This window comes from Archangium lansingense, from assembly GCF_026626635.1.
GTDB lineage: Bacteria > Myxococcota > Myxococcia > Myxococcales > Myxococcaceae > Archangium > Archangium lansingense.
In genome coordinates this window covers 3953077-3964966 of record NZ_JAPNKA010000001.1, presented here as the reverse complement: position 1 = coordinate 3964966, position 11890 = coordinate 3953077, and the positions used below count along the sequence as shown (strand labels likewise).

Below are 11890 nucleotides of genomic sequence, written 5' to 3'. Positions count from 1 at the left end.
GTTTCCCTGCTTATCTTGGACTTTTGTTTACGAGCCTGATCGTGCCGCCTGCGCTGCTCGACGATACGGCGTTTTTCACAGCACTTGTCGAATTCCTCAAATCGCGGAACAACCTGCGCCAGAGCAATGGGCCGCGACAAGTCCAGTTAATATCAACAAGTGTCCCGCTCGCAGACTTGCAGGCACATGCGGCACGATTAAATGCGGCGGACACTTGGAATACTACATACAGCGCACATCCCCAAGCCTCGATTGATGATGTTCCCAGTTCGCAATCGGTCAACAGTGCTAGGTACGGCCTTGTTTCTGGCCACAGTTTCGATGCGCGCCCAACTTGGCGAGAGTTCCCGGCTGGTAGCAACACTACCACGCCACCAGTCCTCGTGCCGACAATGCTAGACGGGATTTCAGCGCGGCAGGCAACTGAAGGATCATGGGCGATCGATGTTCGCCTGCAACGCCACAATAATCTGACTCGGTTTTCCAACGTCCGCCACGAATGGAAGTTACCGCGGCGGCTACGTCTTCAAGGTGCATTCCTAAAGCCGTACACCAGCTCAAGCTTTTCACTATACCAATTCCCACGTGTGACCGCTGATGGATCGCTGACATTTTATACGCGACTCAATGAACTTCCGCCGAGCATTACACTGCCAGATGACCAGACAGCACTGATTCACTCCATTCTACGGGGGCGCGACTGGCCACCATTCACGAAGGGGACCAGCAAGCGGCCAAGCCGCCCTTACGAACACATCGAGCCATCGGATAAAGGGCGATACTTGCTTGGTACGCTAGGCTTGTTCGGCGGACTACAAAAAACAGGGCAGGTGCTCCTCCACCGGTTCTGGAAAGAATCCTTCGACGTGCTCGGTGCAGCAGTGGGGGCAGATCGCAAGCAAGAGATTCTAAATGTGCTCCGCAAAAAACTCAAATCCCAGCGACTCGAAACGCCCGACGAATGGGAGCGATTGGCTTCAGTGGTCGCTACAGAGGCACGACGGGTTCGAATGCCGCTGCGCACGATTGGATTCGATCAGTTGAAAGAACGGTTCGAACCATACCTCGCAGCGGGACGTCGCATCATTGAAGGGCATACGGAAGGGCATACGACGAGAATACTCGAAGACTGGCTCGCAAGCGATAGCGAGTCACTGTCAGGGTCAGTACGGATGCTCTGCGTTCAAAATGTTCTCTACCAAGGCTACGAGTGGCGATGCTACAAGTGTTTTAATACCAACTGGAGTGACGTCCGATCGCTACAGCCATTGTTGACGTGTGAGGTTTGTCAGACGGAGACATCACTTGCTGTCGACAAGCCTTGGGACTTTCGACTGAACGATTTCCTTCGTGAAGCACTGAAAGAGCACGGCGTTCTAGCGCTTGTTTGGTGTCTTTTGCAGCTTGAGGAAACCGCTCGGGAAAGCTTCTATTTTTTGGAACCCACCTCGCTGTTTGTGGCCTATCCGCAGGACCGGCGAACACCACCGACAAACGAAGCGGACCTCATCTGCGTCATTGACGGCAAAGTATGCCTTTGCGAGGTCAAGAGTTCGTCGCGAAGTATTGCCCTTGCATCATTCATCCAAGTCGCGAAACGGATGAGACCGGACGTGGCCATTCTGGCGGTCATGGAGCCAACGTCTCGGGCGCTATCGGACAAGCTCGATGAATTAAAGCGCGCGTTGGAGCCAGATGGAATACGGGCTGAGTTGCTCACTTTTAGCGAGCATCATCTGGACGGAACATCCTATTTGCCCAATAAGGAATGACGCTAGGAGCTTGTCGGAGTACCCCACCGTAGAGGGTGGACCAGAGGGGTGACGCCCCAGGTGGTCCTTCAGGGGGGAGGCGAGTTCTGGTTGAAGGTGGAGGGTGAGCACCACCTCGACGAAGAAGCCGGAGCAGGCCGCCCTGTTGGAAGTAGCCGCCAGCGAGAAGCCGGAGGGGGAGGAGACAAAGAGCTCCGCCCGCTTCACCTCGCCAAGGCCGTTCCGGGAGTGGCAGCCGGAGCAGGGGCAGTTGCTGCCGCAGTACGCCCGAGAGGTGTTGGGAGAGGGGCATCTGGCGTGCTTCTTCGTCGAGCTGCGCAAGGCGCTCGACTTCAGCCCCATTCTGGGGGCGTACACGAAGGAGTGCGGCCAGCCGCCCTATCACCCGGTGATGATGGCGCTGCTGCTCATGTACGCGTACGCGCGAGGCATTACGAGCAGCCTCGGGGCCGGTGTCAAAGAACTCGTTGCGACACCTCGCGCTCTCCGAGTCGTCCCTACGAGTCGTCGACACCCTTCTCGGGTCCCTACGAGTCGTCTGATAGCAAAAGTCAGTTGAGTGTTCCGGTATGGCAAACAGTGCTGTAATCGTCCGGAGACAGGGTTGAGAGAGAGGAGACCCATCTCCTTGGCGATCGACCCATCAAGCGATCGGAACATTCAACTGACTTTTGCTATGACACCCTTCTCCCCTTCTCGGCGACGAGTCCATAAGAGGCGGCGAAACAGTGGACCGTCGCGAGGAATTGGGCCCGCTGCTCGCGCGGACGCGCCAGGACGTGCTGTGCCCGGGGGAATGCGAGGGTTCCCACCCGACGACGTGCAAGGGATTGCCGCCTTCGTCCAGCAGTGCCTCCACGAGGGGTGAGGCCTGGACCCACACGAGCGGCCCGGCATGACGGTCTCCGGCCTGGCCAGGGATTGACCTCGGGGACGTATCGCGGCAGATGCGGTACATGAACTTCGGTCACAAAAGCGGAGTCGTATCGAGCTGTGTGCTCCTGCTCGTCGTGGCGCCGTTCGCCGCGTGGGGCGTGGAGGACCGGCTGAAGCAATCCTCCGAGCTGGAGGTAAGCACCCCCGTCGTGGGTGAGCCCTCCGCGACCATCCGCAACCCGGTCATCACCCGGGGCCAGGACGAGTCGCTCGTCGTCTGGGCGGACCAGCGCGACGAGCGCGAATGGCACCTGTACGGCGCGTGGGTGGGAAGCGACGGCGCCCCCCAGGGCAATACCTTCCTCATCGGCGCGGAGGTCCCCGCCGGGTCCGCCCCCCTCGTGGCCTTCAACGGCACCGACTACCTGGTGGTCTGGGCGGGCCGCGATCCGGCGGACGTCTACCAGTGGAGGGTCTGGGGCCAGCGGGTCTCCCGCTCGACGGGGGTCCGCGAGGCCCGCCCCTTCGCCATCACCTCGGGCGAGCGTACGGATATCGGACTCGCCGCCGCGAACGGCGTCTGGTTCGTCGTGTTCGCCGGCTGGGGCTCGGACGCGACGAAGGGAGACATCCACGGGGTGCGCGTGAGCGCGGCGGGAGAGGTGCTCGATGCCTCGCCGTTCCCCGTCTCGCACGGTGCCAATGACGAGCAACAGGTGGCCGTGGGCTCCAACGGCACGGGCCTGCTGGTGGCCTGGCAGGACCAGCACCTGGGCCTGCGCTGCGCGAGGGTCTCCTCTTCTGGAGACGTCGCGACGACGGTGATGTCCCTCAGTACCAGTCCGGGCTACCCCGCGGGCGCTCGAATCACGAGCGATGGAGAGCGCTTCCTCGTGACTTGGAATGACGAACCCGGCTCCAAGACCTGGGGCATGTATGGCGTCCGGGTGGACGCGAATGGTGCCCTCGTGGGAGCGCCCTTCCTCATCGACAACGACTACGGAGTCGACCAGGTGCGCATCGCGTACGATGGCACGCGGTACATGGTGGTGTTCGGCGACTGGCGGTTCAACGACGAGGGCCTGAGCCGCTGGTTCGTCCAGGCCGTGCGCATCGGCACCGACGGGACCGTGCTGGACTCGCCGCCCCTGCGCCTGGCGGAGCTGGACTCGAGCGACCTGGCGCGGCCGGCGGTCGCCCGCGAGGGGAACGGCTTCCGGGTCGTCTGGAACAGCGGCGCGCGGCTCATCTCGCGCACCATCACCACCGACGGGCTGCCCGCCGCGGCCACGACGCAGCTCAACCGGCCCTTCAACTCGCAGAGTGCTCCGGCGGTGGCCTTCGATGGGCACCAGTTCCTGATCGTCTGGGAGGACGGCCGCTCCGGGGTGACGAACATCTACGCCACCCGCATGCTCCCGGATGGGACGTCCCTGGATGGAGCGGGCTTCCCCCTCAGCGCGTACCCGGCGGCGCAGCGGCAGCCGGCCGTCACCTTCGATGGGACCCACTTCGTCGTGGCCTGGGAGGACAAGCGCTCGGGGAACATGGACCTCTACGCCGCGCGCGTCGGGACGGACGGCTCCCTCGTGGACCCCGAGGGCTTCCGGGTGGCCGGCTCGCCCGGCGCCGAGCAGACGCCTGCGCTCGCCTCGGATGGTCAGGGTGGTGTCCTGGCCGCCTGGGTGGTGGACTCGGGAAGCGCGCAGGAGCTGTTCGGAGCACGGCTCTCCGGGGGCACGGTCGTGCCGCTGTCCGGCTCCATCTCCGGACAGGCCTCGGTGGCCTACACGTCTGCGTATAGCCGCAACCTCACCGTCAGCTACGGAGGTGGCAGCTACCTGGTGGCCTGGGTGGACCGACGCCGGGGCGGCTCGCACATCTGGGGGGCGCGCCTGTCCGCCACCACGGGCGCGGTGGAGACGTCCCCGTTCTCCATCTCGGCGATGAGCTCGGATCTCAAGCAGCCGGTGTCCGCCTTCGACGGCACGGACTTCCTGGTCCTCTGGGTCGGAGGGGCCACCGCCAGGAGCTTCGGTGCGCAGCGCATCAGCGTCACGGGCGTGCCGCAGGGCTCGCCGCTGGCGCTGGGCGACAGCTACAGGCCCGACCTCCCTCCCGGCCTGGCGTTCGACGGAAGCGACTTCGTGGTGGCCTGGGAGGTCTCGTTCCATCACCTCCTCCAGAGCCAGTCCTTCTCGCCCCTCGGCGAGATCACCGGCAACGAGCGCATCGACCCGACCCCGGGCCGCAGGCTCGACACCTACCGGGGCCACGCCCTGGCGAGCGGCCCCGCGGGCCAGTCGCTCCTCGTCTACACCCGCTATGACTCGCAACCCGCGAACGCGTTCCGGCTCGGCGCCCGGCTGCTGAGCAACTCCGGCCCCGCCTACGTGCCGGACGCGGGGACTCCGCCGGAGACGCCCGAGGAGCCGGGCTCGGGCTGCGGCTGCACCAGCACGTCCGGTGGCCTGTGGCTCGTGGGAGCCCTGCTCGCCTGGGCGGGGGCGATGGGTTCCCGGCGGAAGCGCGCCTGACGGACCGTGGGCCGCGGAACACGCGCGGCATCCGGGGCCGGTGTCAAAGAACTCGGTGCGACACCTCGCGCTCTCCGAGTCGTCCCTACGAATCGTCGACCCCCTTCTCGGGTCCCTACGAGTCGTCTGACACCCTTCTCGGACACCCTTCTCGCGGGGCCCGGGGGCCCGGGGGCCCGGTGTCGCTACGGGCAGCTCGGGTCCTGGCCTCCACAGGTGCCCTGGCTGCACGAGGTGCCCTGGACACACGACAAGGGCTCGTCCGCGCACGACTCACCGAGCTGCTGGCGGGGCTGGCAGGTGCCGTCGATGCAGGCGAGGGTCCAGCCACACAGACTGAACTGGACGTCGCACGACTCGCCCTCGGACGCGGGGCGCCGGCAGACGTGGGTGTCCGGGTCGCAGAAGAGGTCCGGTGCGCAGGGCTCCAGCTCGGCGACGCCCGAGTACTCGCAGGACTGGCCCTCCCCCAGGGGCTGCCGGCAGGTGGATTGGATGGAGACGAGGCCCTCCGCGCACAGCCTGGAGGACGGGCTCTGCATTCCCTCTCCGCGTTGGGACTGGCACGTACCGCAGTAGAACGGGGCCGAGGAATTGCAGACGGACCGGGTGCCACACTCACCGCTCCAATGGCAGGGTTCTCCGTCCGCCACCTGACCGAAGAGGACCCGGCAGTCCGCGGACATTCCCACGCCCTCCAGCAGCATCCGCAGGGAGATCGGGCGCACGTCACAGGAGCCGGTCCGGATCTTCTCCAGACAGGTCTTGGCCGCATCCTCGTCGTAGCGCATCCGGCCGGCGCGCAGGGCCACGCTGTATTGCGCGTTCAGCCCTAGCTGGCCAATGAACCCATCCAACTGGCCGCGCTTGCAGGAGCCCACGTCGTGGGACACTCCGCAGCGCACGTATCTTTCGCACAGGGCTCCGGCGAGCGCCGAGTCGAAGGTAACTCTCGGCTGTGGGTCTCACCCTCTCGAGCACCTCGCGGCAACCGCTCGCCCGCGCAAGGCCGTGGTGCGCCTGGTGCGCGACGTGCATGCTTCCTTGGGCGGCCTCCTTCACCCTCCTGGGCATGTCGCAAGGCCCTCCTGGCCCTCCACCTACCCCGTCCCTCACCCGCAACAGGGCTCCCATGCAGCCTATGCTCAACAGCGCCCCCATCCGTCCTATGCTCCGCCATGTCCTCCCACTTGGAGTTTCCATGTCAAGAAGCGCCGTCTTGTTGCTGGTTTCGTTGTTGCTGACCCTCGGTGGCTGCAAGCCTGGAGAAGCTGGGCCGCCGGGGGAACAGGGGCCGGCCGGTCCCAAGGGCGACACCGGCCCCGCTGGTCCCCAAGGCATTGCCGGAGACCCGGGTCCCAAGGGCGACACCGGCCCCGCTGGTCCCCAAGGCATTGCCGGAGACCCGGGTCCCAAGGGCGACACCGGCCCCGCTGGTCCCCAAGGCATTGCCGGAGACCCGGGTCCCAAGGGCGACACCGGCCCCGCTGGTCCCAAGGGCGACTCAGGCTCGGTCAGCGGGAACGTCGTACACAGGTCGGTCTACACCCAGACAAGTCTTTTGTCGGCGAACGCCGCTGACTATCCAGACCTTCCTGGTCTCCGGGGTACTGTGTATGCGCCGGTCGGTTCTTACGTGGATCTGAACTTCAACGCCACGGATGCCGCAGTGTCCCCGACCGACGGGCCAGATTGCTCGATTATCGTGTGCATGGATGGCACGACTTGCAAAACCCAGTTCGTGAGTCAAAGGAATTGGTCTCTCTACAGCATCAGCGTAGACGCGGCAATCGTGAAGCAGGCACGTGACAAAACCGACGACCACATCTTCAGCGTGCAACTGGGCAAGCTCGGCGGGGGAAGCGACCCGTGTACGATTGGAAACGGGACCTTGGTTGTTACGGTCAGGAACTCTCCGTAGCGAGTGAGTCGAGCTCTCCCAAGCTGGTCGGGTCGAGGATCGGCGCGGTGGTGTGCAGGCGGGCCCTTGGCTGTATCCGCCGTTTCCGGCTTCGTGCCCGTTTGGGGTCCACCATCACTCTGTCTCCGATCCCCGCCACATCGAATCGGACAGGCGGTGGGCCTGCTCCCGCCGGCTCATTCAGGCTCGGGGTGCCTCCACAGGTCGGTGGTTGGAGGGGGCTTGGCGATAGTGAGCCGCGCCAGAGAAGGCATCGTGGGATGTTCGTGCGGCAGCTTCATCCCGATCCAGAGGCCGGTGTCAGGGGCCGGTGTCGGGGCCGGTGTCAAAAAACTCGTTGCGACACCTCGCGCTCTCCGAGTCGTCCCTACGAGTCGTCGACACCCTTCTCGGGTCCCTACGAGTCGTCTGACACCCTTCTCGGGGCCTCATGCAGTCAACATGGAGCGCTCCGCCGCTAGACGAGCACCCGGAGAAGGCCGCGCGTCGCCAGCATCCTCTGAACGTGGTGGCCAAAGTCCACGTGCTCGGGGTTGGTGATGGTGAAGCGCTCTGGAGTCAAGACGTAGGCTAAGGTCGGCCAGCATGGTGAATGCTGGAATTTCCCCTCCAGTTTGCTCCAACACTCAAGCACGGTGACACTTGAACGCAACGAATGACTCCTTGAAGAATCCTCCTCTGAACTCAGAAGCGACTGAGATACCGAAGCCCGGTGCCGGGTCTAGTATTTCCTCTGACCGTCCGATCGATTCGCTCGAAGCAGACCGGTACGGACTCCGGCAGCACTTCATCCCGCGCCTCGCACGCCTCGCCTTGGAATGGCCCACCAGGGACGGACTGGTTGTCGGGCTGTTCGGATCATGGGGTATCGGCAAGACATCCATTCTGTACATGTTCCGCGACTACGTGAATCAGAGCCGGGAACGGTACAAAAACGTGATCTTCGCCTCGTTCAATCCCTGGTTCTACGAGGACACCGGTGCGCTCATCACCTCGTTCTTCGCTACAATCGCAGCAGAAATCAGCGTGGATGAAAAAACGCCGTGGGCGCAGGCTGCGGGGGCACTTAAGGCCATGGGTTCGTTCCTTACCGCCGCATCCAAGGGCATTAGCATCTTCGGTGTGAACGTAGACGCAGAGAAGATCAAGGAAGCTGCAAAAATAGCCACAGACGCCCTCAATCAAACAGGGGAAATCACGAGCAGCCTCACTGGACTCGCAGAACTCGCGGGCGCGGGCCAGAAGAAGCTTGAAAAGCACCGAACCGATGTAGAGAACGCGCTCAAAAAGTTGGGGGAGTCCGGCGGACGAGTCGCTGTTCTGATTGACGATGTCGATCGTCTTAACAAGTCGGAACTGCTCAGTTTGCTACGCCTCGTCCGCACTGTGGCTGACTTGCCTTACGTGACGCTAGTTGTCTCAATGGACGACGTGCGCGTCCGAGACGTCTTGGGATCTGCCGTTTCCGAAGGATATGGGCAGGGCTATCTCGACAAAATCGTCCAAGTGCCCCTGCACGTTCCATTACCAAGCCGCGAAGCAATGGCCACTGATTTGGCCGCTCAACTCGAGATGGCATTCAAATCGAGGGGTGTACCCCTTCCGGTGGAACTTACACCCACTCAATTCTCAAGCCAACGGACAGCTCTCGGCCTCTTAGTGTCTCTCGTTCGCACCCCTCGGGACTTGGCGAGGTACATGAACGGGTTACGAACGCTACTTCTCGCCGGTGAAGATCCTGACGTCCACCCTACGGACGCGGCTCTTATTGAGGCGCTTCATATCTTCTACCCTGACGTCTACGACCGTGTTCGCCGCCACAAAGACTTCCTAACCGGCTCATCTTACGACAATCTCTACTACGGGTCGGCGACTCGTGATCGAGAGCAAGCGAAAACCACTCTATCCGCCAAGTTGGAGCAAATTATCCGCGGAGGCGTGTCTACCCTCGGGACGAAGAGCGAGGAATCAATTCAGGGGCTACTCACATTACTATTCGGCGACTTAACGGATCCAGAGGCAAATCGGGACGAAGCGGCGGACGCGGCGGAGCGGAAAATCCGGAGTCCTGTGGCTTTCGACAATTACTTCCGCTACGCACCGTCTATCGGAGCAGTTATGCGAGGCGAGGTGGATGCACTTCTCGAAAAGCTTTTGTCCCACGCCCGTGCGGCATCCCAAATTGAGAGTGCTGTAGTTCTGGCTGAGGCGTTCACAGGTCGGGGCCAGCAGGCCGCAGAGCAGATGATGGAAGATCTCGGATATAGGCTTCGGTCCATTGACCTCGGCCTATTGGAGTGGATCGGCAAGGGGGTTATCGCGATCACTGAGCAACTGCCTTCGGATATTACCCTTGGTCTTCTGGCTAAGGTCCTAGAAGCCATGACGCGCTTTCAGTTCGAAGATGAACGCAGATGGAGTGACAAGGAGGCTCAAGCTCAAGCTCGTAATCTCCTCATGATTGCCATCCATTCGCCGCTTTCAGTCGTCCAGCTTTACACGTTGACGATGTGGTCTAAGCATTTGGTGAACGAGGAAGTGCATCGTGAACTTGCTGCCGCGTGGCTCCAACGCCTCGACAAATACCTCCAGGAAGGAGATCTGTTTGGTGAACCAGATGTGGAAGAAGCACCTAAAATCTTCCCGTTCGCCATGAAGATGATCACCGTTCTTGACGAGGCCTCCCCGGTGTCGCTGGATGCGTTTAGATCCCACCTCGTCGAGTACGTGGAGCGCCTCCCCCAACGCCTGCCGCAGGCTCTTTATCTGGTTTCATCGGTGAGCAATAACATCCCTAGGAGCTTGTCGGAGAACCCCACCGTAGAGGGTGGGCCAGGAGGGTGATGCCCCAGGTGGTTCTTCAGAGGGAAGGAGAGTTCTGGTTGAAGGTGGAGGGTGAGCGCCACCACGACGAAGAAGCCGGAGCAGGCCGACCTGTTGAAAGTAGCCGCCAGCGAGAAGCCGGAGCGGGAGGAGGCGAAGAGCTCCGCCCGCTTCACCTCGCCGAGGCCGTTCCGGGAATGGCAACCGGAGCAGGGGCAGCTGCTGCCGCAGTACGCGCGGGAAGTGCTGGGAGAGGGGCACCTGGCGTGCTTCTTCGTCGACTTGAGGAAGGCGCTCGATTTCAGCCCGATTCTGAGCGCGTACACGAAGGAGTGCGGCCAGCCGGCCTACCACCCGGTGATGATGGCGCTGCTGCTCATGTACGCGTACGCGCGAGGCATTACGAGCAGCCGGGAGATTGAGCGGCGGTGTGAGACGGACCTCGCCTTCCGCTACCTGACGGGAGGAGAGAGGCCGGACCACGACACGGTGTGCACTTTCCGGGTGCGGCATCTGGAAGCCTTCCGGGTGCTCTTCGTGGACACGCTGAGGCTGGCGCGCAGCTCGGGGCTCAAGAAGCTTGGGCACCTGTCGGTGGACGGCACGAAGGTGAAGGCCAACGCCAGCAAGCACAAGGCCATGAGCTACGGACGGATGGAGGAGTGCATGAAGAAGCTGGACGAGCAGATTGACAGGCTGTTGGAAGAGGCAGCGGCGCTGGATGCCGAGGAGAACAAGCGCTACGGCAAGGGGCGGCGCGGAGATGAGCTGCCCGAGGAGCTGAAGGACCCCAAGAAGCGCGCCGAGCGACTGCGGGAGGCGGCGCGTCAACTGGAGGCGGAGAAGAAGCTCGAGCTGGCGGTGGAGAAGGAGAAGCGACGAGAGAAGATTGGCAAGGCCAAGGAGGACTTGGAGAAGGAGGCCAGGGAGAAAGCCGAGGCCAGGGGCGAGAGGCCGGAGGAGGCGAAACCTTCCGAGAAGGCGCAGCGCAACTTCACCGACCCGGAGTCACGAATCATGCCCAGGGGAGGCACCTTCCAGCAGTCCTACAACGCGCAGGTGGCGGTGGACGCGGACACGCAGCTGATAGTGGCGCAGGAGGTGGGGCAGAGCAGCAGCGATGCACGCCAGCTGTTCCCCATGGTGGAGCAGGTGGAGGCCAACACGGAGCTGGTGCCCGAGGAGCTGAGCGCGGATTCGGGCTACCTGTGCCAGCAGGACATTGAGAAGGTAGAGGCCAAGGGAGTGGAGTGCTTCATCGCCACCGGGCGCGACAAGCATGGGGAGGAGGCACCGCCGGCCCCACGAGGGCGACGGCCGGCGGGCATGAGTTTCAAGGAGCGGATGAAGCGCAAGCTCTCGACGAAGCGGGGGCGCAATGCATACGCGCGGCGCAAGGTGACGGCCGAGCCGGTGATTGGACAGGTAAAGAACGGAGTGCTGCCACGCTTCTCGCTGCGGGGCCTCACCAAGGTGCAAGGGGAATTCTCGCTGGCGTGCGCCGTCCACAACCTCAAGAAGCTGTGGAAGCAGGGCTGGGAGCTTCCCAGCCTTGCCGCGCAGGCCGCGTAGCGGCGAGGTAGCTGCGAGGCGGGCGACCATGGGCCACATCGGCCACGCCCCCAGTACCCGCCTGTGGTGCCATATGGTGTCTGCTATGCGCTACCGCACCGCTGGCTGATTCGCCGACAAGCTCCTAGTCTATTGAATCCCAGGCGTTCACGGGAGGACCTCTTCGACTCTCTCCAAAAAGTATTCGGCAATTACGAGCGACTCCGTCCCGTGTACGAGGAATTTCGGAGGAGGGGATTTGACGCGGGACGCTACGTCCATCTGTTGGAAGATTTTGGCGGGCTGTTCTGATGTGATGAGGCACTTCATCAGTCACGAAAGGACACGAACTACGCCCAGAGCCCTACTTTCTGCCGGGAAGGGAATCCACGACGCAGGACGAACACCTC

Annotated in this window: 7 protein-coding genes; 5 read left to right on the top strand and 2 right to left on the bottom strand. The window is 62.8% G+C overall.

The features are described from left to right. The first annotated feature begins 41 nt into the window (after positions 1–41). The 3 genes from OV287_RS16120 to OV287_RS16110 all read left to right on the top strand — a co-directional run bounded on the left by OV287_RS16120 (position 42) and on the right by OV287_RS16110 (position 5185). Positions 42–1772 carry a cyclin family protein gene (locus tag OV287_RS16120; protein ID WP_267534912.1) on the top strand — a complete coding sequence of 577 codons (1731 nt, stop codon included), beginning with the start codon at positions 42–44 and terminating at the stop codon, positions 1770–1772. Positions 1773–1875: 103 nt separating this feature from the next. Then, positions 1876–2331: a transposase gene (locus tag OV287_RS16115; RefSeq protein ID WP_267534911.1), complete on the top strand. Its 456-nt coding sequence runs from the start codon at positions 1876–1878 to the stop codon at positions 2329–2331. A gap of 436 nt (positions 2332–2767) precedes the next feature. After that, positions 2768–5185: a TolB-like translocation protein gene (locus OV287_RS16110; RefSeq protein WP_267534910.1), complete on the top strand. Its 2418-nt coding sequence runs from the start codon at positions 2768–2770 to the stop codon at positions 5183–5185. 185 nt (positions 5186–5370) lie between these two features. Here OV287_RS16110 and OV287_RS16105 read toward each other — a convergent pair whose 3' ends face one another. Beyond that, on the bottom strand, positions 5371–6066 hold the full coding sequence (locus OV287_RS16105; RefSeq protein WP_267534909.1) for a hypothetical protein: 696 nt from the start codon (positions 6064–6066) through the stop codon (positions 5371–5373). 1497 nt (positions 6067–7563) lie between these two features. Next, the gene (locus tag OV287_RS56445) at positions 7564–7740 is read right to left on the bottom strand and encodes an Imm52 family immunity protein (protein WP_373371913.1); all 177 of its coding nucleotides are present in this window, start codon (positions 7738–7740) and stop codon (positions 7564–7566) included. Between the two features lie 29 nt (positions 7741–7769). Here OV287_RS56445 and OV287_RS16100 point away from each other — a divergent pair, with 29 nt between their 5' ends. Both OV287_RS16100 and OV287_RS16095 read left to right on the top strand, forming a co-directional pair. Then, positions 7770–9950 (top strand): KAP family P-loop NTPase fold protein, encoded by a 2181-nt coding sequence (locus OV287_RS16100; protein ID WP_267534908.1) that lies wholly within the window; start codon positions 7770–7772, stop codon positions 9948–9950. Positions 9951–10001: 51 nt separating this feature from the next. Further along, a complete protein-coding gene (locus OV287_RS16095) occupies positions 10002–11501 on the top strand; it encodes an IS1182 family transposase (RefSeq protein ID WP_267534907.1) in 1500 nt (499 codons plus the stop codon). Positions 11502–11890 lie beyond the last annotated feature (389 nt).